Origin of the sequence: Nocardioides panacisoli, from assembly GCF_039537325.1 — a bacterium.
Taxonomy (GTDB): Bacteria; Actinomycetota; Actinomycetes; order Propionibacteriales; family Nocardioidaceae; genus Nocardioides; species Nocardioides panacisoli.
In genome coordinates this window covers 84,903-109,097 of record NZ_BAABAH010000005.1, presented here as the reverse complement: position 1 = coordinate 109,097, position 24,195 = coordinate 84,903, and the positions used below count along the sequence as shown (strand labels likewise).

The following is a 24,195-nucleotide window of genomic DNA, read 5'->3' as shown; positions in this document are numbered from 1 at the left end:
TTTGTCAATCGTGAGCAGATTCAAGCTGACCGAGGAGCGCCCGCCGGGCCTCGACTCCCCTGTCACGGCCAAGATCATCAAGTACGGCGCCCGCGCCCAGGTCGCCGCGTTCAAGGCGACCAACGGCCGGATCGGCAGCAAGTGGCGGGTCGGCGCCGGCTTCCGCAAGCCGGTCCCCACCCTGCTGCTCGAGCACGTCGGCCGGAGGTCGGGCCGTACGTTCACCACTCCCCTGCTCTACCTCGCCGACGGCGAGGACCTGGTGATCGTCGCCTCCCAGGGCGGGCTGCCGAAGAACCCGCAGTGGTTCCACAACCTGGTCGCGAACCCCGACACGGTGGTCCACGTCCGCGGTGAGCGCAACCGCCGCGTGCACGCCCGGGTCGCCACGCCCGAGGAGCGGGCGACCCTCTGGCCCCGGCTGGTCGACCTCTACGCCGACTTCGCCAAGTACGACGCCTGGACCGACCGCGAGATCCCGGTCGTCGTCCTCCAGCCCCGCTGACCCCGATCAGGGGTGGGCGGTGGTGGCGGGGTCGCGGGGGTGGAGCTGGGGAGCGCAGACCCCGCAGTGGGGGCAGCTCTCGATGTGCAGCCGCTCGGGGCGCGGCTCCCCATCCGGGGTGGTACCCGCGGCGAGCGGGCGGCGTACGAACAGGAACGCCAGGACCGCGCCGCCCACGAGCAGACCGGCGTTGATCAGCATCGCCCGCTCGAACCCGTCGCCGAAGGCACCCGGGTCGGTGTAGTCGGCGCCGCCGATCCCGGCCGCGGCGGGCACGACCGCGACGGCGAGGAGGCCGGCGGTCCGCGCTACGGCGTTGTTGACGCCCGAGGCCGCGCCGGCGTAGCGGTCGGGTGCGGAGTCCAGGACCGTCGCCGTCAGCGGTGCCACGATCAGGGTGAGGCCGAGACCGAAGACGACGACCGGTGCGAGCACGTCGAGCGGGTAGGAGGCGTCGGGACCGATGCGCGACAGCCAGACCGCGCCGGCGGCGGCCACCAGCGGACCGACGGTCATCGGGATCCGCGGGCCGATCCGTTGCGCCAGCGCGCCGACCCGCGCGGAGAGCAGCAGCATCAGCACCGTCACGGGCAGCATGCTCGAGCCCGCCGCCAGCGGCGGCCAGCCGGTGACGACCTGCAGCTGCAGCACGACCAGCACGAACTGCACGCCGAGCGCGGCGTAGACGAGGAGCGTCACCGCGTTCGCGGCGCTGAACTGCGCGTTGCGGAACAGCACCAGCGGCACGAGCGGGTACGGCGTACGCCGCTCGACCACGACGAAGCCGACCAGGGCAGCGAGCCCGACGAGCCCGGCGACGAGGACCGGAGGCGAGGCGCCGTCCTCGCCCGCCGCGGTCAGCGCCCAGGTGACAGCGGCGAGCCCGCCGGCGGCCAGCACCGTGCCGGTGAGATCGAGCCGGCCGGTCGCCTCCTCGTCCCGGCTCTCCGGCACGTGCCGGGCCGCGAGCAGGATCGCGACGGCCACGGGGACGTTGACCAGGAAGACGAGCCGCCAGTTCCACTCCACCAGCCAGCCGCCGAGGAACGGGCCGATCGCACCCGCGATGCCGCCGAGTCCCGACCAGGCCCCGATGGCGGCCGCGCGATCCTCGCCGTGGAAGGAGGCGGAGATGATCGCCAGGCTGCCGGGGGTGAGCAGCGCGCCGCCGACGCCCTGCAGCGCGCGCGCTCCGATCAGGGCGCCGATGCTCGGCGCGAGGCCGCACAGCAGCGAGGCGACCGCGAACCAGACGACGCCCGTCACGAACACCCGACGCCGGCCGAAGCGGTCACCCAACGAGCCGCCGAGCAGGATCAGCGCCGCGAGCGTCAGCGTGTAGGCGTTGACCGTCCACTGCAGCCCGGAGAACTCCGCGTCCAGGTCGTCGCCGATCCGCTCCAGCGCGACGTTGACGACCGTCGCGTCGAGGAACGCCAGACCAGACCCGAGGACGGTCACCAGGAGCACCCAGCGGCCGCGGGTCGTGCCCATCCGCAGGACGGCGGTGTCCTCGGTCTCGGTCACGCCTGTCGTCCGGTCCGCTCAGGCCTGCGCGACGACTTCGATCCGCTGGAACTCCTTGAGCTCGGTGTAGCCCGTGGTCGCCATCGCCCGCCGCAGCGCACCCACCAGGTTCATCGTGCCGTCGGCGACGTGGGAGGGGCCGAACAGGATCTCCTCGAACGTGCCGACCTGCTCGAACTCGACCCGCTGGCCACGGGGCAGCTCCGCGTGGTGCGCCTCCGCGCCCCAGTGGAAGCCGCGGCCCGGCGCGTCGGTCGCGCGGGCGAACGGCGAGCCCACCATGACGGCGTCGGCACCGCAGGCGATCGCCTTCGCGATGTCGCCGGACTTGCCGATCGAGCCGTCCGCGATCACGTGCACGTAGCGGCCGCCCGACTCGTCGAGGTAGTCGCGGCGCGCGGCGGCGACGTCGGCGACCGCGGAAGCCATCGGTACGGCGACCCCGAGCACGGTGCGCGTCGTGTGCGCCGACCCGCCGCCGAACCCTACGAGCACGCCGGCCGCGCCGGTGCGCATCAGGTGCAGCGCCGCCTGGTGGGTGGCGCAGCCGCCCACGATCACCGGCACGTCGAGCTCGTAGATGAACTCCTTGAGGTTGAGCGGCTCGGCCTGGCTGCTCACGTGCTCCGCCGAGACCGTGGTGCCGCGGATCACGAACATGTCCACGCCCGCGTCGACGACGACCTTCGCGAACTCCTTGGTGCGCTGGGGGGAGAGCGACCCGGCGACCGTCACGCCCGCCTCGCGGATCTGCCGGAGCCGCTCGGTGATCAGCTCGGCCTTGATGGGCTCGGCGTACAGCTCCTGCAGCTTGCGGGTCGCCTCGGCGCCGCGCAGCCCGGAGACCTCCTCGAGCAGCGGCTGGGGGTCGGAGTAGCGGGTCCAGATGCCCTCGAGGTTGAGCACGCCCAGGCCGCCGTGCTTGCCGAACGCGATCGCGGTCGTCGGCGACATCACCGAGTCCATCGGCGCGGCGAGGATCGGCATCGAGAACCGGTAGGCGTCGATCTGCCAGTCGGTGCTGACCTCCTCGGGGTCCCGCGTCCGCCGGGACGGCACGATCGCGATGTCGTCGAAGGAGTAGGCACGACGGGCGCGCTTCGCCCGCCCGATCTCGATGTCAGTCACCGGAGAAGCCTACAAGCGAGCGCGCCCCGCGGATGTCCGCCAATCCCTCCCGTACGCCGCCGCGCGGTGCGACGATCCAGGTCATGGCGATCAACGCAGGCAGGTACACCGCCGACGTGGGCGATCCCGACGACGAGATCGTGGTCTTCCTCATCGGGATGAGGGTCAACAAGCCCTGGCTGGTCCGCCAGTGGTGGCCGGTCTTCACGGCGATGCCCAAGATGCTGCGCTACCTCGACCAGCACCCCGAGCACGGGCTGCTGGGCTGGCGGCTCAGCATCGCGCCGGCGCTCGCGCTCGAGCCGAGCATCGTGCAGTACTGGCGCTCCTTTGCCGACCTCGAGCGGTTCGCCCGCAACACCGACGACCCGCACCTGGAGGCCTGGCGGGCGTTCAACCGGACGGTCGGGAAGAGCGGGGACGTGGGCATCTGGCACGAGACGTACGTCGTCAAGCGCGCCGCCATCGACAGCATCTACGCCAACATGCCGGCCTACGGCCTCGCGAAGGCCACCGCCGCCGTACCGGTCCGGAAGGGCAAGCAGTCGGCCGCGGCGCGGGCCGGCCAGCGCGACACCGACGACCCGGCGCTGCCGACGTACTGACGCGCCGCGCCCGCCTCCATGAGCCAGCTGCAGCTGCCCGCCCACCTCGCGCCGCTCCTGGGCGACGCGCCGTACGTCGACGTGCCCGGTGCGGGCGACCCGTGGCCGATCCCGGACGGCTGGCTGGAGCAGACCCAGCAGGGGATCAAGGCGCTGATGGAGCGGCTCGGGGTCGACGCGATCGGCGAGATCACCTCCCAGTACAAGCCCGGGACGCCCAAGACCGCTTGGTTCATCTGGAACGTGATCACCTACGGCCCGGCGCCGTACCCGATCTGGATCGGCTCGGACACCCGGCTCGGCATGACGCTGCTGCGGCCGTGGTACCTCGACGACTACGTCGAGTCCCAGGGCCAGCCGCGCGAGATCACCTACTTCGACACCCGCTGGGACTGGTTCAGCGACCTGCGCTACCACGCGGCCGAGGCGGGCGGCGACGTCCGTGCCGCGCTGCAGCTCAGCGTCGACGCGTTCGAGCTGTTCGCCGACGTCCCGATGTACGCCGACCGGTGCGCGGCGGGCGCGCGCATCCTGCGGCGGGTCCTCGACGACCCGGTACGCCTGCAGTTCGCCTCGACCGCGCCCGACGCCGAGGTGCTCCGGTCGTGGACGAGCGATCCCGAGCTGGTCACCGACGAGGACGCCGCGGTCCTGCCGGAGGCGCGGGGCCGGGGGGCGATGCTGGCGTGGGCCGTCGCGGGGCTCGACGGCGTGCACGCGCACCTCGGCCAGGCGCTGAGCCGGACCCAGGACGCCGACGAGCTGATCGCGTCGATGGCCGTCCAGGGCGGCGTCGACGAGCTGCCCGGCCTGCTCGCCGGCGCCGTCGGCCAGGAGCGCTTCCTCGCGATCAGCGCCACCATGGACCGGATCCGGAGCGGCTTCGACGCCAACGACTGGCAGAGCGACAACCGCGGGTGGCTGGCGCGCGGGATGCTCGCCGGCGAGGTCGACGCGGTGCGACTGTGGCTCGCCATGGCCACCTGCGTCGCGGCCCAGATCGTGAACCTCGGCACGAACACGACCAACGGCACGACCTTCCCCGACCGGCCGGGGTTCCTGGAGGACCTGCGCTCGATCTTCCGCCCGGCGCCGGTGGTTCGAAACCCGCTGCTCGACCGGCTGAAGCCGGTGGTGAAACCGACCACGGACGCCGGTGGCGCGGACACCGGGGACCGGCTCCGGCAACGCGAGGGCGAGCCCGGGGACGCCGGCGACACCCGGCCCGAGCGGGTCGAGATCGGCGACCCGCTCGCCGAGCTCGACCGGCTGGTCGGGCTCACCGCGGTCAAGGAGCAGGTCAACCGCCTGGTCGCGGAGGTCAGGGCGGAGCAGCTGCGCCGCGAGATCGGCATGCCCGCCTCCGACCGGTCCCGCCACATGGTGTTCCTCGGCAACCCCGGCACCGCCAAGACGACGGTCGCCCGGCTGCTCTCGCGCGTCTACGCCCAGCTCGGCGTACTGGAGAACGGGCACCTGGTCGAGGTCAGCCGGCAGGACCTGGTCGGCGAGTACATCGGGCAGACCGCCCCGCGCACCACGGCCGCGTTCAACCGGGCGACCGGTGGCGTCCTGTTCGTCGACGAGGCCTACGCGCTGGTGCCGCAGGACTCCGGTCGCGACTTCGGCCAGGAGGCGATCGCGACCCTGCTCAAGCTGATGGAGGACCGACGCGACGAGGTCGTCGTCATCGTGGCCGGCTACCCGCAGGAGATGCAGCGGTTCCTCACCGCCAACACCGGCCTCGCCTCCCGGTTCCCGACCACGGTCGCGTTCCCCGACTACCCGGACGAGGACCTGGTCGCGATCTTCGACCTGCTCCGCACCGCCGCGGGCTACACGCTCGACGAGTACGTCGTCCAGCAGCTGCGCCGGCTGATGCCCAGCCCGCGGCCGACCGGCTTCGGCAACGGCCGCTGGGTCCGCAACGTCTTCGAGGACGCGGTCGCCCGCCAGGCGCAGCGGATCGTCGCCGGCGGCACCACCGACCCGGCCGAGATCCGGATGCTGCGCTGGCAGGACCTCCCCGACGCCCCGCCCCCCACCGGCAAGCCCGCCGACGGCACCGGCCAGTACCTCTGACCCTCACGCCGAACCCTCACTTCGAGCACGTCGAACCCTCACTTCGAGCACGCCGAACCGCCACTTCGAGCACGTCGAACCGCCACTTCGAGCACGTCGAACCGTCAGTTGGGTCCGGGTTGAAGGAGCGGGTTCGACCTGCTCGAACGCACGGTTCGATGAGTCCGAACGCACGGTTCAACGTGCTCGAACTGAGGGTTCGACCTGCTCCGACTGAGGGTTCGACGTGCTCGAACCCACGGTTCGACCGCTAGCGGTGGTAGTTGGGGGCCTCGACGGTCATCTCGACGTCGTGGGGGTGGCTCTCCTTGAGCGAGGCGGAGGTGATCCGGACGAAGCGGCCCTTGTCCTGCAGCTCGGGGATGGTGCGCGCGCCGACGTAGAACATCGACTGGCTGAGGCCGCCGATCAGCTGGTGGGCGACGCCGGCGAGCGGGCCCTTGTAGGCGACCTGGCCCTCGACGCCCTCGGGGACGATCTTGTCGTCGCTGGTGACCTCGGCCTGGAAGTAGCGGTCCTTGGAGTAGGACTTCTTGCCCCGTGAGGACATCGCGGCCATCGAGCCCATGCCGCGGTAGGACTTGTACTGCTTGCCCTGGTGGAAGATCACCTCGCCCGGGGCCTCCTCGCAGCCGGCGAGCATCGAGCCGATCATCACCGACTCGGCGCCGGCGACGATCGCCTTGGCGATGTCGCCCGACTGCTGGAGCCCGCCGTCGGCGATCACGGGGACGCCGGCCGGGCGGGCGGCGAGCGCGGCCTCGTAGACGGCGGTGATCTGGGGTACGCCGCAGCCCGTCACGACGCGCGTCGTGCAGATGGAGCCGGGGCCGAAGCCGACCTTTACCGCGTCGGCGCCCGCGTCGACGAACGCCTGGGCGCCCTCGCGGGTGGCGACGTTGCCGCCGATCACCTGCACGTGGCGGGTCGCGGGGTCGGTCTTGAGCCGGCGCACCATGTCGAGCAGCAGCGTCACGTGGCCGTGCGCCGTGTCGGCCACGAGTACGTCGACGCCGGCCTCGATGAGGGTGGTGGCCCGCTGCCAGGCGTCGCCGAAGTAGCCGATCGCGGCGCCGACCATCAGCCGGCCGTCGCCGTCCTTGGAGGCGTTGGGGAACTGCTCGGACTTCACGAAGTCCTTGACCGTGATGAGGCCGCCGAGCCGGCCGTCGGCATCGACGAGGGGCAGCCGCTCGCGCTTGTGCTTGCGCAGCAGCGTCGTCGCGTCCTCGCGGGAGATGCCGACCGGCCCGGTGACGAGCGGCATCGGCGTCATCACCTCGTCGACCTTGGTGGTCGCCCACTCCGCGACGGGGGTGAACCGCAGGTCGCGGTTGGTGCAGATGCCCAGCAGCCGGTCGTCGGCGTCGACGACCGGGAGGCCGGAGACGCGGTACTCGCCGCAGATCCGGTCGAGCTCCTCGAGCGTCGCGTCCGGTCCGATGGTGACCGGGTTGGAGATGATCCCGGTCTGGGTCCGCTTGACCAGGTCGACCTGGAGCGCCTGCTCCTCCGTCGACAGGTTGCGGTGCAGGATCCCGATGCCGCCCTGGCGCGCCATGGCGATCGCCATCCGCGACTCGGTCACCGTGTCCATCGCGGCGCTGATCAGCGGCGCCTTCAGCGAGATGCCCCGCGTCAGGCGGGTGGTCGTGTCGATCTCGTCCGGGACCAGGTCGGAGTGACCGGGCAGCAGCAGGACGTCGTCGTAAGTGAGACCGAGGGCGGCGAACTTCTCGGGTACCTCCATGAAGGAATCCTACGGGTGATCGTCCGCCGCTCCGAACCGGCGCCCCGCTTGACGTGCCGGGCAGGCTTGGATCCGTGAGCGAGCTCTCTCCGCACGTCCTCGTCCTGTTCGGCGCGACCGGCGACCTCGCCGCGCGGAAGCTGTTCCCCGGGCTCTACCGGCTGGCGCTGGCGAAGCGGCTGCCGACCGAGTACGCGATCATCGGCAGCGGCCGCCACTCTCCCGGCTCCGACGACGAGTTCCGGGACAAGGTGCGTGCGGCGCTCGAGGAATTCGTCGGCGATCTCGACGAAGCCGTCGCCGGGCCGCTGCTCGAGCGGATCTCGTTCGTCACGTCCTCCGCGGACGACGGCTCGGCCCTCGCCGCCGCGGTCCACGACGCCGAGGACCGGCTCGCGCTCGACGCGGGGCTGCCGCCGGGCGACGTGCGCCGGCTGCTCTACCTCTCGGTGCCGCCGCGGGCGGTCGAGGGGATGGTGGGGATGCTCCACCGCGAGGAGCTCAACGACCGGGCCCGGCTGGTCGCGGAGAAGCCGTTCGGCACCGACCTCGCCTCCGCCCGCGAGCTCGACCGGATCCTGGGCGAGGCGTTCGACGAGGACCAGATCTTCCGGATCGACCACTTCATCGGCAAGGAGGCCGTGCAGAACCTGCTCGCGCTGCGGTTCGCCAACGGCCTGTTCGAGCCCGCGTGGAACCGGCACAGCATCGAGTCGGTGCAGATCGACGTGCCCGAGAAGCTCACCGTCGAGGGCCGCGGCAGCTTCTACGAGGGCACCGGCTGCCTGCGCGACATGATCACCACCCACCTGTGCCAGTTGATGGGCTTCGTCGCCATCGAGGACCCGCACGCGTTCCGCGAGGGCTCGATCCGGGCCGCCAAGGCCGCGACGTTCGCGGCGGTGCGCCCGCTCGACCCGAGCCGCGTGGTCTTCGGGCAGTACGACGGCTATCGCGAGGAGCCCGACGTCGCCGAGGACTCCGACGTCGAGACGTTCTGCGCGATCGAGATGTGGATCGACAACGACCGGTGGCGAGGGGTGCCGTTCTACCTGCGCACCGGCAAGGCGATGGCCGACGGTCGCCGTACGATCACGATCCGGTTCACCGACCCCCGGCACCGCTGGCTCAAGCCGATCGGGGCAGGTCAGCCGGAGCCCAACGAGCTGGTCATCGAGCTCACCGACCAGCCGCGGATCGCGATCGACGTACGAGCCAAGCGGCCGGGGCCGGACATGGCGCTGGTCGAGGGGGTGTTCCGGCTCGACCTCGCCTGCGACGTGCCGGACGCCGGCGCGCTGGAGGCCTACGAGCGGCTGCTGCTCGACGTCATGCGCGGCGACCGGACCCTGTTCACCGGCGCGCGCGAGGTGGAGCGGCTGTGGGAGATCTGCCAGCCCGTGCTGGACCACAAGCCGCCGGTGGAGCCCTACGAGCAGGGCTCGTGGGGCCCCCAGTCGGCGATCGACCTGCCCATCGGAGGCTGGCGGCTCGGCAACCACGCCCCCGACACCGGGCTCACGAACCGCTGACGTCGACGGCGACCAGCTGGCCGTTGCGGCCGGGCTGCGGAACGCCCTTCCACACGTTGGTGGCGACGTAGAGCACCTCGCCGTCGAGGGCGCACGAGAACGCGCCGCGGTCGAGGTCGACGGTCCGCACGACCTCGCCGCCGTCGGCGACGAGCGTGCAGGACTCGTGCGGCACGTCGGCGTACCAGATCCGGCCCTGCTCGTCGACGCAGACGCCGTCGGGATAGTGGTCGCCGAGGTCGGCCCAGGTGCGGCCCGGCCCGAGAGAGCCGTCCGGCCCGATCGCGAAGGCGGTCAGGCAGTGTGCGTAGGACTCCGCGACGACGAGCTCGTCGCCCACGACGACCATGCCGTTCGGGAACAGCACGCCCTCGGCGGCCCGCTCGACGTGCCCGTCCGGCCGCACGAGCGCGACGAACCCGGGGCCTGGCTCCCCGCCGGGGAACTCGAAGTCACCGTTGCCGACGTAGACGAAGCCGTCCGGGTGGACGGTGACGTCGTTGAAGTCGAACTCGGAGAGCGCCGACAGGTCGGCGTACGTCGACCGGCTCCCGTCGGCGTCCTGGACGATGAGCTCCCGGCCGTTCACGAGCAGCAGCCGGCCGTCGGGCAGGAAGTCGATGCACAGGGGGAACGACGTACCGCGCGCGACGACCTCCGACCCCCCGCCGTCGAGGAGGGCGTGGACCTCGCCGGCTCCCCAGTCGGCCACATAGACGCGTCCGTCGTGGCAGCGCGGTGACTCCGGGAACGCCAGGCCGGAGAGGACGACGGAGGGCTCGCTCATGTCCGTTCCGACCCGGTCCGGGCCGGCGACTCATCGCTCAGACGCGGAGCTCGGACAGCGAGATCCGGATCGTGACGGTGTCTCCGGCCATCCGGATCCGGCCGCGCAGGCCGGCGGCCAGCACCATCGGGAGCACGGCCTGACTGTCCGCGGGGGCCGTGAGCACGACCTCGTCCGCGCCGTCGGCGCGCGCCACCCGGACGATCTCGGCGAGCAAGCGGGTGCCGAGGCCACGCCGCTGCCAGGCCGGGTCGACCCACATGTCGACCGGCCACGGCTCAGAGCCCTCGCCCCGCTCGTACTCCGCCCGCCCGGCGACCAGGCCGTTGGCGAGGGCGGAGACCGTGCGCCCGCTGGTCGCGTACTCGAGGTTGCTGTCGGCGCCCTGGACCGGCGGCGGCGCCGGCGCGCCCTGCCTCGACAGCACGTCGGACACCAGCTCCGCCATGGCCGCGCCGCGCTCCCGCTCGGTCGGGGTGAACGGGGTGGCGCGGCGGATCTGCACGACCGCGTTGCCCACGCTCAGCTCGAGCACGTCCTCCTGCCCGCCCGTCGGTGCGGTGTCGGCGTCGAAGAGGTGCGCGACGACGTCCGGGAACGTCGCCGGCGCGTCGAGGATGGCGAGCGCGGCCTTGACGTAGCGCGTGGGCTGGTCCTCGAGCGCCGCCTCGGTGCAGGGCAGCGCGACCACGGAGTCGGCCCCGGCGCGCTCGACGAGGGAGACGAGATCGCTCGCGCTGATGTCGTCGGGCGCCCGGAGCACGAGCTCGTCGGTCACCTGGTCCTGGCCGGGGAAGACCTGGACGCGGTCGATGTTCGCCCCGGCCTTGCCGCACTCGTGCGCCAGGGCGGCCAGGGTCCCGGGCCGGTTGGGCAGGTTCGCGCGCACCCTCCACAACATGCACCCAGCATGCCGCAACCGCGTCGGCGGAGCGAGCAGCGTCGGTTTCAGCGGTGCGCCGGGTCCTGCTCGCCGGCCTCCACCGCGAACGGCAGCCGGTTGCCCGGGGGCGGGAACGGGCAGGTCGTGAACGCGGTGTAGGCGCAGGGCAGGTTCGCCGCCCGGTTGAAGTCGAGGACGACCGCCCCGTCGGGGCCGGGCGGCCGCACGGAGAGCTGGCGGCCGGCGCCGTACGTCGTCACGCCGGAGGTGACGTCCGCGAACAGGATCCACAGCCAGCCGTCGTCGTCCGCGAGCGCGACGAGCGCGTGCTCCCTGCCGCCGACCTCGAACGTGACCGTGCCGGCGAGCGGCTCGGGCTGGGCCGCTCCGTCGCTCATGGTCTGGATGTCGACGGTCGCGTCCGGCGGGGCGGGCGTCAGCACGCCCGGGACCACCCAGGCCGGCGACGGCTCGAAGGTCGGGGTCGGGGTGTGCTCGGCACGCCGCGGGCTCGCAGGGTCGCGCGGCCGCAGGACGACGTCGCCGCCGCGCGCGGCGACCTCGACGACCACGTCGCCGTACGTCGCCCGGACGCCCGCCTCGTCGACGGTCCCGAACCGGTACCGCCCGGTCAGCGCGACCCCGTCGACCGCGAGCTCCTCGCCGTCGCCGAGCTCCACCTCGACGCCGTCCGCCCCCACCGACCACGCCCCCGGCACCCCGTCGAAGCGCTGCGGCTGCTCGTCCAGCCAGTACATCCCCGTGATCGACAGGAACCCGTGCGGCGCCGTCAGCCGCTCCTCGCGGGCCGCCCGCCACGCCCGCCACTCCCCGAGAAAGTCGTCAGCCACGGGAACCGATCCTAGGTCGAGTGGGCCCCCCTGCCCGGTCGAGTGGGTGTCGCCGCCCGGTCGAGTGGGGCGAAATGCACGCACCCGCGGACCGGGGTCCGCGGGTGCGTGGGCGTCGCTAGCTACTCGACCGGGCCGGAGCCCCCACTCGACTCAGTGGCCGTGACCGTGTCCGTGGCCGTGGCCGCCGGCAGCGGCGGCCTCGTCCTCGTCCTCGGGCTTCTCGACGACCAGGGTCTCCGTCGTGAGCAGCATCGCGGCGATCGAGGTCGCGTTGACGAGCGCGGAGCGGGTGACCTTGACCGGGTCGAGGACGCCCTGGGAAACCAGGTCGCCGTACTCGCCGGTCGCGGCGTTGTAGCCGTTGCCGACGCCGAGCTCGCGGACCTTGGTGGTCACGACGTAGCCGTTCTCGCCGCCGTTCTCGGCGATCCAGCGCAGCGGCTCGTCGGCGGACTTGCGCACGATGCGCACGCCGACGGCCTCGTCGCCGGTGAGGCCGAGGTCCTTGTCGAGCACGGAGACCGCGTGGATGAGCGCGGAGCCACCGCCGGGGACGATGCCCTCCTCGATCGCGGCACGGGTCGCGGACACGGCGTCCTCGATCCGGTGCTTCTTCTCCTTCAGCTCCACCTCGGTGGCGGCGCCGACCTTGATCACGCAGACGCCACCGGCCAGCTTCGCGAGCCGCTCCTGGAGCTTCTCGCGGTCCCAGTCGGAGTCGGTGCTCTCGATCTCGGCCTTGATCTGGTTGACCCTGCCCTCGACCTCGCCGGCGTCGCCGGCGCCGTCGACGATCGTGGTGTTGTCCTTGGTGACGACCACGCGACGGGCGCGGCCGAGCACGTCGAGCCCGGCCTGGTCGAGCTTGAGGCCGACCTCGGGCGCGATGACCTGGCCGCCGGTGAGCGTCGCGATGTCCTGCATCATCGCCTTGCGCCGGTCACCGAAGGCGGGGCTCTTCACCGCGACGGCGTTGAACGTGCCGCGGATCTTGTTGACCACGAGGGTCGAGAGCGCCTCGCCGTCGACGTCCTCGGCGAGGATGAAGAGCGGCTTGCCGGCCTGGATGACCTTCTCCAGCAGGGGCAGCAGGTCGGCGATCGCCGAGATCTTGCCCTGGTGCAGGAGGATGTAGGGGTCGTCGAGGACGGCCTCCATCCGCTCCGGGTCGGTCACGAAGTACTGGCTGATGTAGCCCTTGTCGAACTGCATGCCCTCGGTGAACTCGAGCTCGGTGCCCATGGTGTTGGACTCCTCGACCGTGATCACGCCGTCCTTGCCGACCTTGTCGAAGGCCTCGGCGAGCAGGTCGCCGATGTGCGAGTCGCGCGAGGAGATCGTGGCGACCGAGGCCATGTCCTCCTTGGAGTCGACCTCACGGGCGGCGGCGAGCAGCGCGTCGGAGACGGCCTGCGCGGCCGCGTCCATGCCCCGCTTGACGCCCATCGGGTTGGCGCCGGCGGCGACGGCGCGCAGGCCCTCGTGCACCATCGCCTGCGCGAGGACGGTCGCGGTCGTCGTGCCGTCACCGGCGACGTCGTTGGTCTTGGTCGCGACCTCCTTGGTGAGCTGGGCACCGAGGTTCTCGAACGGGTCGTCCAGCTCGATCTCGCGGGCGACGGTCACGCCGTCGTTGGTGATCGTGGGGGCGCCCCACTTCTTGTCGAGGACGACGTAGCGGCCCTTGGGGCCGAGGGTCACCTTGACGGCGTTCGCGAGCGCGTCGACACCGCGCTCGAGCGCACGCCGCGCGCCCTCGTCGAACTCCAGGATCTTGGGCATTGGTTCTCCTTCTGGAAAGGGTCAGAGGGCGCCACGCGACCGCGTGACGCCCTCCTCAGGTCTTCAGGAACCGACGACTGCGAGGACGTCGCGCGCCGAGAGGATCAGGAACTCCTCGCCGGAGTACTTGACCTCGGTGCCGCCGTACTTGCTGTAGATGACCTTGTCGCCCACCGCGACGTCGAGCGGCACGCGGTTGCCGTTGTCGTCGATGCGGCCGGGACCGATCGCCAGGACCTCGCCCTCCTGGGGCTTCTCCTTGGCGGTGTCCGGGATGACCAGGCCGGAGGCGGTCGTCTGCTCGGCCTCGAGAGGCTTGACGACGATCCGGTCCTCGAGCGGCTTGATGTTGATCGACACGGGATCGACCTCCACTTTCTGCTTGTGGCTACAGGGTTGTCTGCAGGTGGAGGGCGGGCGCCCTCCCACGTTCGGGCTTGGCTTGAGGAGTACGTCGTCGCGGGTGCCGCACACCGCCGGCCAAGCGCTGGCACACTCGGGTCGAGAGTGCCAACCCGAAACTAGCACTCCCCGTCAACGAGTGCCAGTGGGGTCCCCTTGGCAGGATGACGCAATGGCCGCCGACGTCCCGGAGCTCGAACCGGCGCCGGGCCGGTGGGTGGCACTCGTCGTGTGCTGCAGCGCCATGTTCATGACCCTGCTGGACGTCAGCGTCACCAACGTCGCGCTCCCCTCGATCGGGCGGTCGACCGGCGCGGACCCCTCCGACCTGCAGTGGGTGATCAGCGGCTACACGCTGGCGTTCGGGATGGTGCCGGTGCTCGCCGGCCGGCTCGGCGACGACCACGGCCGGCGTCGCATGTTCCAGGTCGGCGTGATCGGGTTCGCGATCACCAGCGCGCTGTCCGGCGTCGCGCCGTCGGTCGGGCTGCTGATCGGCGCCCGGGTCCTCCAGGGCGTGTTCGGCGGCTTGATCAACCCGCAGGTCTCCGGCCTGGTCCAGCAGCTGTTCCGCGGCTCGGAGCGGGGCCGGGCGTTCGGCGTCCTCGGCACGACGGTCGGCGTCGGCATCGCGCTCGGCCCGGTCGTCGGCGGCACCCTGATCGCGCTGGGCGGCCCCGGCCTCGGCTGGCGACTGGTCTTCTTCATCAACGTCCCCATCGCGGTCGTGGTCATCGCGCTCGCGCGCCGCCTGCTCCCGGACGACCCGGCACAGGGCGACCACCGGCTCGACGTGCTCGGCGCGCTCACCCTGGGCGCCGCCACGTTCTGCGTCCTCTTCGCCGCGGTCCAGTACGACGCCGTTCACGACCCGCGCCTCGCGTGGTTCGCCGTGCCCGCCGTCGTGCTGCTGCTGGTGTTCTGGCGCCGTGAGCGACGCCTGACCGAGCGGCAGGCGGATCCGCTGGTCGACCTGCGGCTGTTCCGCCAGCGCTCCTACACCCCCGGCGTGCTGCTCGCGATCACCTTCTTCCCGGCGCAGGCCGGCCTCCCGCTGGTGCTGGCGATCTACTACCAGGACGGGCTCGGCTACTCCGCCCTGCAGTCCGCGCTCGGCGTCACGGCGTTCGCGTTCGGGAGCGCCGTCGCCGCACCGACGGCCGGCCGGTTCGTGACGAGGCTCGGTCGGCCGCTGGTCGTCGGGGCCGCCACGGCGTTCGGCGTCGGCGCGCTCGCGCTCGCCGTGGTCGCCTGGCACGGCCCGACCCACCACGCTGCCCTGGCGCTGGCGCTGCCGCTGTTCGTGATGGGCTGCGGCTCCGGCTGCCTGATCACCCCGAACCAGACGCTCACCCTCGCCGACGTGGACCCGGTCGTCGGCAGCACCGCCGGCGGCGTGCTGCAGACCGCCCAGCGGATCGGCCTCGCGATCGGCCAGGGCGTCATCGGAGCCGTGTTCTTCGCGACGGTGAGCGGCGGGCAGGGCGCCACCACCTACGGCCACGGCGTCGCCGCCGCGGTCGCGGCCGCGCTGTGCTTCGTCAGCCTCGCCATCGCCATCGGGATCAGCGACCTGGTGCGCAACGGACGACGTACGCCGCGCGCCCCCACCCCTACGAAAGTCGGTTGACCCCGTCCCGGCTCGACTGGATAGCGTTCCAGCCATGTTCGGAGCCCTCGGCCGGTTCGTGTCCCGTCGCCCGTGGATCGTGCTCGGCGCGTGGGTCGTCCTCGCCGTCGTCGTGATCGCGACGGCGCCCGCACTGAAGACCACGACCGAGGAGTCGGACTTCCTCCCCGACCACTACGAGTCGATCAAGGCAACGCAGCTGCAGCAGGACCGGTTCCCCTCCGCGACCACGCCGGCGGCGCTCCTCGTCTTCCAGCGCGAGGACGGCGGGCAGCTGACCGAGGACGACCAGGCGACGGTGACCGACATCGCCGACAAGCTCGGGCCCGAGCTCAAGACGAGCACCTTCGTCCAGCAGGTCGTCACCGTCGACGCCGAGGGCAACCCCAACGTGTCCCAGGACGGACTGGCCGAGGTCGGGATCGTGGGTCTCGCCGACGGGGCGACCGGCTACGACCCACAGAACTACGACGACGCCAAGGCCCTGCGCAACGACCTGGAGCCGCTGGTCGAGGGCACCGGGCTCGAGGTGCAGACGACGGGCACCGTCCCCCAGGGCCTCGACTCGGAGGAGTCGAGCCAGCAGACCCTCGCCATCGTCGGAGCCGCGACGATCGTGCTCATCGTCGTCCTGCTCGCGCTCATCTTCCGGAGCGTGATCATCTGCCTGACGCCGATCCTGGTCGTGGCCCTGGCCGGCACCATCGCCACCGGCCTGATCGGTTGGGCGAACGAGGCGTTCGACCTCAAGGCCGACTCCTCGATCGAGACGATCCTCTTCGTCGTGCTCTACGGCATCGGCACGGACTACATCCTGTTCCTCCTGTTCCGCTACCGCGAACGGCTCCGCGACGGCGAGGAGACCCGGCCGGCGGTGGTGCACGCGCTGACGCGCGCGGGCGAGGCGATCGCGTCCGCCGGCGGCGCCGTGATCGTGGCGTTCCTCGCGCTGCTGCTCAGCTCGCTGAGCCTGTTCCGCGCCATCGGCCCGGCGCTGGCGATCGCGGTGGCCGTGACGCTGCTGGCGGCGCTGACCCTGGTGCCGGCCGTGGTCACGCTGCTCGGCCGGGCCCTGTTCTGGCCGTCGAAGAAGTGGCGGGTCCCGAGCGAGGGCGGCAGCAGGTTCGGGCGCATCGGTGCCGCCCTCGGCCGGCGGCCCGCGCTGTTCGCCGGCGCCTCCGGCCTGCTCCTCGCCGCCTTCGCCGTGTTCGCGTTCGCCTTCAACCCGTCCTTCGACTTCAACTCCAGCCTGCCGAGCGACGTCGAGTCGACGAAGGGCCTGCAGACCTTCCAGGAGCACTTCGCCGCGGGTGCCAGCGAGCCGATCCCGGTCATCCTGGACGTCGAGAACGGCAACCCTCCCGACCAGGCCGCCCTGGACGCCTACCAGTCGGCGCTCGAGAAGGCGGACGGTGTCGACAAGGTCTTCCCCGGCCAGCCGTCCAAGGACGGCACCGCCGTGCAGTTCTCGGTGATCCTGGACGCCGACCCGGTCTCCGACGCCGCGCTCGACGCCGTGAAGGGCCCCATCCGCGACGTCGCCCACGCGGCCGCACCGGACGGAACCACGGCGTACGTCGGCGGCACGCCCTCGGTCTTCGCCGACCTCCAGGAGGCCATGGCCCGCGACTACTCGGTCGTGTTCCCGGTCGCCGCCGTAGTGATCATGCTGATCCTCGCGCTGCTGCTGCGCAGCCTGGTGGCGCCCTGGTACCTGATGATCGCGGTGGGTCTCGGGTTCGCCGCGACCCTCGGCGCGACCGTGATCATGTTCCAGAAGATCCAGGGCGACGCCGGCCTGATCTTCATGCTCCCGATCTACATCTACCTCTTCGTGACGGCGCTGGGCACCGACTACAACATCCTGATGATCGCGCGACTGCGGGAGGAGGCCCGCGCGGGCCGGTCCCCGCGCGACGCGGCCGCGGAGGCCGTCCGGCACGCCGGCCCGACCATCGCCGCGGCAGGTCTCATCCTGGCCGGCACCTTCGGTTCCCTGATGCTCGGCGGCAACTCGCTGATCGTCTCGATGGGCTTCGCCCTCTCGGTGGGCATCTTCATCGCCGCGTTCGTGATGGCGATGTTCTTCACCCCGTCCCTGACCGCACTCATCGGCCGCGCGGCGTGGTGGCCGGGGCACGGCGACGAGTCGGCGGACGAGCACGAGGCACGGGTCCACGCCGAGGCCTGACAGGATCGCCGGATGGACCTCGACTCCTTCCGGTGGCTGCTGACCGACGACGGCCAGGCACTGCTCGCGAAGGCCACCGCCCTGGTCGCCGAGGGCGGACCCGAGCTGCACGTCCAGGCCGAGCTGCGCAGCACCGCGGCCGCCGAGCAGGTGGCCGCCGCGCTGACCCAGGTGGAGCTCCGCGAGCACGCGGTCGCGAAGCTCGGCGAGGGAGCGCACCGGCTGTACTTCACCCGCGACGGCCTGGAGCAGTGCACCCGCTGGCCGGTCGCCCGCCACCGCGCCGGCCGGATGAAGGCGTACGGCGCCCGCACCCTCATCGACCTGGGCTGCGGCATCGGCGGCGACCTCATCGCGGCGGCCAGCGAGGGCATCATCTGCGCGGGCGTCGACGCCGACCCGCTGCGGGTCGCGGTCGCCGAGGCGAACCTCGCGGCACTCGGGCTCCCGGGCGCCGTCCAGGTCGCGGACGCGACCGAGGTCGACCACTCGGGGTTCGACCTCGCGTTCGCCGACCCGGCCCGCAGGAGCGGAGCCGGACGGACGTTCCGGGCCGAGGACTGGACGCCGCCGTGGAGCTTCGTCGAGGCCCTGCTGCGCCGGGACGCGTGCGTGAAGGTGGCGCCCGGCATCCCGCACGCGCTCGTCCCGGACGGCGTCGAGGCGGAGTGGGTCAGCGACGGCGGGGACGTGAAGGAGGCCGCGCTGTGGTCCGGCCGGACGGCGACGGTCGCCCGCCGCGCCACCGTGATCGCAGCCGGCGGGCTGGCCACGCTCACCGACGAGGACGACCCCGGCCCCGAGGCCGTCGGCACCCGGGACGTCGGGACGTTCCTCTACGAGCCCGACGGCGCGGTGATCCGCGCGGGCCTGGTCACCGCGGTCGCAGCGGGTGTCGGGGGCGGCCTGCTCGACCCGCACATTGCCTACGTGACCGCCGACGGGTCGTTCCGCACCCCCTTCGCCCGCGGCTACCGGGTGCTCGAGGAGCTGCCCTACCGCGAGAAGCAGCTCAAGGCCGCGCTCCGCGAGCGCGACATCGGCATCCTGACCATCAAGAAGCGCGGGGTCGACGTCTCCCCCGACCAGCTGCGGAAGCGGTTGGCGCCCACGGGCGACGCCGAGGCGACGATCGTGCTCACGCGCGTGGGCGACCGCGGGATCTGCCTCCTCGTGCAGCCGTTCTGACCGCCGCGCGGGGACTTCCTCGGCGATTGCAACCATTCCGCGCGAAGCTGCGTCCTCCACCCGACAGCATTGTTCAGGGGTGCGAACCACGCACTCACGAGGGCACGAGAGGAGGCCGCCATGGGCCGCAGCGACCGATGGGCGCAGCGCGACGTCGAGTTCACCGACTACCTCGCCGCCCGCCAGCCGTCGCTGCTGCGGACGGCGTACCTCCTGACCGGCGACCGCCACCAGGCCGAGGACGTCCTGCAGACCTCGCTCGCCAAGCTCTACCTGGCCTGGGACAAGGTGCACGACCGCAACGCGGTCGATGCCTACGTCCGGCGGATCATGGTCAACGAGAACAACTCGTTGTGGCGCAGGGGCTGGAAGAAGCGCGAGTACGCCGCGGACGACGTCCCCGAGGGCGACCCGCACCACGACGCCTACGACGACGGCACCAACGACGAGCTGTGGCGCGTGGTCCAGTCGCTGCCGCCCAAGGCGCGCGCGGTCGTCGTGCTCCGCTACTACGAGCAGATGTCCGAGGCGGAGACCGCCGACGCGCTCGGCATCTCGATCGGGACCGTCAAGTCCCAGTGCAGCCGCGCACTCGCCGCGCTCCGCGAGCGGGTGCCCGTCACCCTCCACCCTCGCTACTCCGGGGAGGACCAATGAACAACGAACGCGATGACACCACCTGGGAGTCCGCGATGAGCCGTGACTTCGATGCTCGGGTGCGCGACCTCAACGAGGCGCCGCTCGACCTCACCTCCGTGAAGGGAAAGGCCATGACGATCCGACGCAACCGCAGGATGGCGGTCGCCGGTGGCGTGCTCGCCGCCGCTGCCGTGATCATCCCGGTCGCCGCGATCGCGGCCGGCAACGGCACCACCGTGCACACGGAGCCGCCCGTCGCCACGAGCGACCCGGGCCCGACGCCGACGGAGGCCGTCGACACCGGCGGCGTCGAGTACGTCCAGGGCGACACCTGGCACCGCGCGGACGGGACCGAGGTCACCCTGCCGCACGACTACGACAGCGCCGTCCTCTGGGACGGCCAGCTGGTCGGCACCCGGTACGACGGGGAGGTGTACTCGACGGCCGACGTCGTCGACGGGCAGGGTCAGGTCGTCGACAGCTTCGACACCACCGGCGCGGTCGCCGTCAACGACGCGGACACCACCCTCGCCTGGGTCGGCACCGACGGCCAGGTCATGACCCGCTGGGACGGCGGCCAGGTCTCGATGGGACAGGTCGACCTCGCCGCCGCCGGCGAGACCATCGCCTGGACGGTCGGCGCCGTGACCGGCGGCCCGGACTGCCACGAGGCGGTCGACGGCTGCGTCGTGTACCTCAACAGCGGGCTCGGCGAGGGCAGCACGGCGTACGACTCGCACGGCATCCAGGACAGCCCGGTGCCGGGCGCGCTGAAGTTCTTCGACGCCGACGAGGACGGACAGGTCACCGCCCTGACCGAGGTCGCCGACGACCACACCTGCAGCGAGCTGGTCATCCCGGGCGCCGACCCTGCTTGGGGGCCGACCTGCGACCACCAGGTGCAGCAGATCTCGCCGGACGGCAAGTACGTCGCCGGGCTGCCGAGCTACTTCGACGGCCTGGGCCCGACGACCATCTCGGTGATCGACGCCGCCGACGGCCACGTGACCGGCCAGTTCGCACCGGAGGGCGGCTTCATCGGGAGCTGGGCCTGGTCGGGCGACGGACGGCTGGTGTTCGACACCTACGACGGCGCCAGCTGGCACCTGATGGCGATGCAGCCCGACGGCACGATCGACGAGCTCACCGACCCGGTGAAGGGCAGCGCCGATGCCGGCAGCCCGTTCACGATGGTCGCCGGCTGAGACCGCCCCGACCTAGCGCCACCGGACGCTCCCCAGCACCGAGTCGATGACGGCCCGGGTCTGGGGAGTGTCCTCGGGGAACGTGAACTGGATCGTCACCCAGTCGGTGTCGTGCACGACGGCCCCGAAGCGGTAGTGCAGCACCGGGTCGCCGAAGGTGTCCTTGCTCGCCTCGATCACCCAGCCGTCCACGCCGTCGACCGTCCGGTCGGCGGCAGGCTTCGCGTCCGGGTAGTCGTTGCGCGCGGACTGCAGGTCCTGCTGCGCCAGCTGCTGGGCGGTGATCGGCGTGCTACCGACGAAGTCGGAGTAGAAGACGGTCCAGTGGTCACCCGTCGGCGGCCAGTACGCCGCCGACTGGCCCTCGCGCTGGAGGTGCCACCTCCGGTCCGCGGGCAGGCTGTAGGAGACCAGGTCGGTCGTGACCTCCTGGCCCGTCGCCGTGGTTGCCGTGGACGACGGCGGTGCGCTCGACTCCGACGAGCTCGACGCCGGCGAGGAGCCGCTCGGGCTCCCGCCCGACCCGGCGGTGTCACCCGGGTCGTCGTCGGAGCAGCCGGCGAGAGCGACCAGGCCCACCACCACAACGGCCGCGATGCACACCCGAGAGCGCATGCGTTCTTCTCCTCGTGTTCACGCCGGCCGGTCAACCGACGGCCGCGGTTTCGCGTTTAGTGTGCAACATGGCGGGTAGTCGACGGCAGTCGGACAACCGGTAGGAAGCCCTCCACGCAAACCAACTCGGGAAACGGATTTGCCACGATGCTGCAACTCGACGCGTTCACCAGCGCAGCCGTCCAGGCCGGGCCCTCGGCGCTGCAGGGGATCAACCTGGCCCTTCCGAAGATCGACGACCTGGTGCGCAACATCGACCGCCAGATCGACCTGCTCAAGCCCGCTGCGTTCGAGCGCGAGGGCGAGATCCCCGGCAACGCGTTCGGCGGCGGTGACCGGGCGTCGAACCTGGCCGTGAGCTATCGCGGTGCGCACCGGGCGACCTACGAGCGACTGCTCCAGACCAAGACCGACCTGCTGAACTTCCGGACCGCGTGCGTCCAGGCGAAGCAGATCATCGAGGACGCCGACCACGACGCCGGCTCGTCGCTGGCGGCGCGGAAGAGCGCGGTCGACGCGCTCGGCTACGGCGCCACCCCGTTCAACGAGCACCACCGGAAGGAGCACGCCTGATGGCCGGCCACTACATCGCGAAGCTCCGCCAGACCCGGGCGGGCATGGACCGGCACCAGGTCCAGCGGTCCATCGACGCCTGGGACGCCGGCGCCTCGACCCTCGCGACGCTCGGCACCGAGCTCGGCAGCTCGGCGAAGGACGTCGGTGACTCGTTCGGGCCGGACTCCGAGGTCGGGAAGCAGGCCCGGCTGGTGATCGAGTCGGTCCAGCGCGGCGTGGTCACCGACAGCGGCAACATGCACAAGGCCAGCGGCGTGCTGGGCCGGGTGCGCGACACGATGCACGCCACCGAGCAGGAGGCCGACACCATGCCCGCGGCCGCGCCCGGGGGGCCGCCGCAGATGGAGGGCGGGCCCTACACCGGCGACGCGGACGAGATCCACGCGATGAAGGTGCACGCCGCGAAGGTCGCGGTCTACAACCAGCAGGTCTCGGCCTACAACGACGCCGACGACCGGGCTCGGGTCCAGGTCGAGCAGACGGACGCGGAGTACGACCGCGCCGCGGCGTTCTTCTACGGGCTCTCGGACCACTCCGACGACAAGGACCCGACCGGTACCTCGTCGTCGGGCACGGACGCGGGCACCGGCGGCAGCGGCCCGCTGGGGACCAGGCCGACGTACTCCGGGCCGAAGGACCACCCCACGACGCACACCACGACGCCGATCCCGACGGACACCACCACGACGACCACGCCGACGAACCACCCCACGGGGCCGGGCGACGGCAAGGGGCCGGACGACTACCCGGCCGGTCCCGGGCAGACCGGTCCCGGCGCCGGCGACGGCCCGACCTCGCCGCTGAACCCGTTCGGGGACGGCTCCGACGGGCCCGACGTGGTGTCCGGGGACCCCGGCGCCGGGTCGCCCTTCACGTCCACGACCGGCACCGCCGGGACGGCGGGCCTCGGGGTGCTCGGCGGCCTCGGTCTGCGGGGCCTGCTCTCGGGCACACCGGCCACGGTCACCGTGCCCGGTGCGCCCGCCGGAGCGCCGATCGGCAGCACCACCCGCACGGGCGCAGGCAGCGTGCTCGGGCGGAGCGCCACCGGCGGCACCAGCGGCACGGGGCGTGGCTCGCTCGCGCCGGGCCAGTCCGTGGGCCGGGGCGCCGGTCGCGGCGTGGGCGCCGCGGGCGCCGGCGGCCGGGGACGGCGCGGCAAGGACGGCGACGACGACGCCGAGAAGGAGATCTACGACGTCGAGCGGGACTGGACCGACGACGAGGGCCAGTTCCCCGGCGTGATCGGCTGAGGCGGCCGGCTCAGCCGGCGAGCACCTCCGTCACCGGCAGGCTGGAGTCCGCCGGCAGGTCCAGCGACGACGGCGGCCGGCCCGCGGCCACCATCGACGAGCCGAGGGCGGCCACCATCGCACCGTTGTCGGTGCAGAGACCGGGTCGCGGCACCCGGACGCGTACGCCGACCGCGGCCGCGCGCTCCCCGGCGAGCGCCCGCAGCCGGGAGTTCGCGGCCACCCCACCGCCGATGAGCAGGTCGTCGATCCCCTCCGCGGCCGCGGCGTCCAGGGCCTTGCGCACCAGCACGTCGCACACCGCCTCCTGGAAGGACGCGGCGACGTCGGCGACGGGGACCGGCTCACCGGAGCGCTCGCGCGCCTCGACCCAGCGCGCGACGGCGGTCTTGAGCCCGGAGAAGGAGAAGTCGAACCGGTGCCGCTCGAGGTCACGACGGCTGGTGAGCCCGCGCGGGAAGTCGATCGCGACCTGGTCGCCCTCGCGCGCCATCCGGTCGATGTGCGGTCCGCCGGGGAACGGCAGCCCGAGCAGCCGGGCGACCTTGTCGAACGCCTCGCCGGCGGCGTCGTCGATGGTCGCACCGAGCGGCACCACGTCGCCGGTGACGTCCGCGACGCGGAGCAGGCTGGAGTGGCCGCCGGAGACGAGCAGCGCGAGGCAGGGGTCCGGCAGCGGCCCGTGCTCGAGCTGGTCGACGGCGACGTGGGCCGCGAGGTGGTTGACGCCGTACAGCGGCTTGCCGAGGGCGAACGCGAGCGACTTGGCCGCGGCGACGCCGACCAGCAGGGCGCCGGCGAGGCCGGGGCCGCTGGTCACGGCGATCGCGTCGACGTCGTCGAGGGCGACGCCCGCGGTCTCGCACGCGCGGTCGAGGGTGGGGACCATCGCCTCCAGGTGCGCGCGGCTGGCCACCTCGGGCACCACCCCGCCGAACCGGGCGTGCGCGTCCACGCTGCTCGCGACGGCGTCGGCGAGGAGCGTGCGGCCGCGGACGATGCCGACGCCGGTCTCGTCGCACGAGGTCTCGATGCCCAGGACCAGGGGCTCGTCGGTCAGC

Annotated in this window: 21 protein-coding genes; 11 read left to right on the top strand and 10 right to left on the bottom strand. The window is 72.3% G+C overall.

What is annotated here, in order from left to right:
* The first annotated feature begins 10 nt into the window (after positions 1-10).
* Positions 11-505 carry a nitroreductase family deazaflavin-dependent oxidoreductase gene (locus ABD709_RS09505; protein ID WP_344774674.1) on the top strand — a complete coding sequence of 165 codons (495 nt, stop codon included), beginning with the start codon at positions 11-13 and terminating at the stop codon, positions 503-505.
* 6 nt (positions 506-511) lie between these two features.
* Here the strand turns inward: ABD709_RS09505 and ABD709_RS09500 are convergent, their stop codons facing one another.
* Positions 512-2,032 (bottom strand): MFS transporter, encoded by a 1,521-nt coding sequence (locus tag ABD709_RS09500; protein ID WP_344774672.1) that lies wholly within the window; start codon positions 2,030-2,032, stop codon positions 512-514.
* An 18-nt stretch (positions 2,033-2,050) separates the two neighbouring features.
* Positions 2,051-3,160 carry a GuaB3 family IMP dehydrogenase-related protein gene (locus ABD709_RS09495; RefSeq protein WP_344774670.1) on the bottom strand — a complete coding sequence of 370 codons (1,110 nt, stop codon included), beginning with the start codon at positions 3,158-3,160 and terminating at the stop codon, positions 2,051-2,053.
* A gap of 83 nt (positions 3,161-3,243) precedes the next feature.
* On the opposite strand from ABD709_RS09495, the gene ABD709_RS09490 reads away from it, so the two are divergent.
* The gene (locus tag ABD709_RS09490; RefSeq protein WP_344774668.1) at positions 3,244-3,765 is read left to right on the top strand and encodes a DUF4188 domain-containing protein; all 522 of its coding nucleotides are present in this window, start codon (positions 3,244-3,246) and stop codon (positions 3,763-3,765) included.
* Between the two features lie 18 nt (positions 3,766-3,783).
* Entirely contained in the window at positions 3,784-5,847 is a 2,064-nt protein-coding gene (locus ABD709_RS09485) for an AAA family ATPase (protein ID WP_344774666.1), read from the top strand.
* A 250-nt stretch (positions 5,848-6,097) separates the two neighbouring features.
* Here the strand turns inward: ABD709_RS09485 and guaB are convergent, their stop codons facing one another.
* Positions 6,098-7,597 (bottom strand): IMP dehydrogenase, encoded by a 1,500-nt coding sequence (guaB, locus tag ABD709_RS09480; RefSeq protein WP_344774664.1) that lies wholly within the window; start codon positions 7,595-7,597, stop codon positions 6,098-6,100.
* 74 nt (positions 7,598-7,671) lie between these two features.
* Between guaB and zwf the strand changes: the two genes are divergently transcribed.
* Positions 7,672-9,129, top strand: coding sequence for a glucose-6-phosphate dehydrogenase (zwf, locus tag ABD709_RS09475; protein WP_344774662.1), 1,458 nt, complete (start codon positions 7,672-7,674; stop codon positions 9,127-9,129).
* On the opposite strand, the gene ABD709_RS09470 is transcribed toward zwf, so the two are convergent.
* From ABD709_RS09470 to groES, 5 genes are all read right to left on the bottom strand, one after another.
* Positions 9,116-9,916, bottom strand: coding sequence for an SMP-30/gluconolactonase/LRE family protein (locus tag ABD709_RS09470; RefSeq protein WP_344774660.1), 801 nt, complete (start codon positions 9,914-9,916; stop codon positions 9,116-9,118). The two genes, zwf and ABD709_RS09470, sit on opposite strands and share 14 nt — an antisense overlap.
* A gap of 37 nt (positions 9,917-9,953) precedes the next feature.
* Positions 9,954-10,817 (bottom strand): GNAT family N-acetyltransferase, encoded by an 864-nt coding sequence (locus ABD709_RS09465; RefSeq protein WP_344774658.1) that lies wholly within the window; start codon positions 10,815-10,817, stop codon positions 9,954-9,956.
* A gap of 47 nt (positions 10,818-10,864) precedes the next feature.
* Positions 10,865-11,650: a DUF1684 domain-containing protein gene (locus ABD709_RS09460; protein WP_344774656.1), complete on the bottom strand. Its 786-nt coding sequence runs from the start codon at positions 11,648-11,650 to the stop codon at positions 10,865-10,867.
* Between the two features lie 153 nt (positions 11,651-11,803).
* Positions 11,804-13,435 carry a chaperonin GroEL gene (gene groL / locus ABD709_RS09455; protein ID WP_344774654.1) on the bottom strand — a complete coding sequence of 544 codons (1,632 nt, stop codon included), beginning with the start codon at positions 13,433-13,435 and terminating at the stop codon, positions 11,804-11,806.
* Positions 13,436-13,498: 63 nt separating this feature from the next.
* Entirely contained in the window at positions 13,499-13,795 is a 297-nt protein-coding gene (gene groES, locus ABD709_RS09450) for a co-chaperone GroES (RefSeq protein ID WP_344774912.1), read from the bottom strand.
* A gap of 214 nt (positions 13,796-14,009) precedes the next feature.
* On the opposite strand from groES, the gene ABD709_RS09445 reads away from it, so the two are divergent.
* The 5 genes from ABD709_RS09445 to ABD709_RS09425 all read left to right on the top strand — a co-directional run bounded on the left by ABD709_RS09445 (position 14,010) and on the right by ABD709_RS09425 (position 20,690).
* Positions 14,010-15,467 (top strand): MFS transporter, encoded by a 1,458-nt coding sequence (locus ABD709_RS09445; protein WP_344774652.1) that lies wholly within the window; start codon positions 14,010-14,012, stop codon positions 15,465-15,467.
* A gap of 34 nt (positions 15,468-15,501) precedes the next feature.
* Positions 15,502-17,658 carry an MMPL family transporter gene (locus tag ABD709_RS09440; protein ID WP_344774650.1) on the top strand — a complete coding sequence of 719 codons (2,157 nt, stop codon included), beginning with the start codon at positions 15,502-15,504 and terminating at the stop codon, positions 17,656-17,658.
* A 12-nt stretch (positions 17,659-17,670) separates the two neighbouring features.
* A complete protein-coding gene (locus tag ABD709_RS09435; protein ID WP_344774648.1) occupies positions 17,671-18,846 on the top strand; it encodes a class I SAM-dependent methyltransferase in 1,176 nt (391 codons plus the stop codon).
* A 120-nt stretch (positions 18,847-18,966) separates the two neighbouring features.
* Positions 18,967-19,503 carry a SigE family RNA polymerase sigma factor gene (locus ABD709_RS09430; RefSeq protein ID WP_344774646.1) on the top strand — a complete coding sequence of 179 codons (537 nt, stop codon included), beginning with the start codon at positions 18,967-18,969 and terminating at the stop codon, positions 19,501-19,503.
* Between the two features lie 35 nt (positions 19,504-19,538).
* Entirely contained in the window at positions 19,539-20,690 is a 1,152-nt protein-coding gene (locus ABD709_RS09425; RefSeq protein WP_344774644.1) for a TolB-like translocation protein, read from the top strand.
* Positions 20,691-20,702: 12 nt separating this feature from the next.
* On the opposite strand, the gene ABD709_RS09420 is transcribed toward ABD709_RS09425, so the two are convergent.
* Positions 20,703-21,305, bottom strand: coding sequence for a hypothetical protein (locus tag ABD709_RS09420; RefSeq protein WP_344774642.1), 603 nt, complete (start codon positions 21,303-21,305; stop codon positions 20,703-20,705).
* Between the two features lie 147 nt (positions 21,306-21,452).
* Here ABD709_RS09420 and ABD709_RS09415 point away from each other — a divergent pair, with 147 nt between their 5' ends.
* Together ABD709_RS09415 and ABD709_RS09410 are read left to right on the top strand one after the other, a co-directional pair.
* On the top strand, positions 21,453-21,878 hold the full coding sequence (locus ABD709_RS09415; protein WP_344774640.1) for a hypothetical protein: 426 nt from the start codon (positions 21,453-21,455) through the stop codon (positions 21,876-21,878).
* Positions 21,878-23,134, top strand: coding sequence for a hypothetical protein (locus tag ABD709_RS09410; protein WP_344774638.1), 1,257 nt, complete (start codon positions 21,878-21,880; stop codon positions 23,132-23,134). Before ABD709_RS09415 ends, ABD709_RS09410 begins: the two co-directional genes overlap by 1 nt.
* Before the next feature lie 10 nt (positions 23,135-23,144).
* Here ABD709_RS09410 and tsaD read toward each other — a convergent pair whose 3' ends face one another.
* A complete protein-coding gene (gene tsaD / locus ABD709_RS09405; RefSeq protein WP_344774910.1) occupies positions 23,145-24,194 on the bottom strand; it encodes a tRNA (adenosine(37)-N6)-threonylcarbamoyltransferase complex transferase subunit TsaD in 1,050 nt (349 codons plus the stop codon).
* Position 24,195 lies beyond the last annotated feature (1 nt).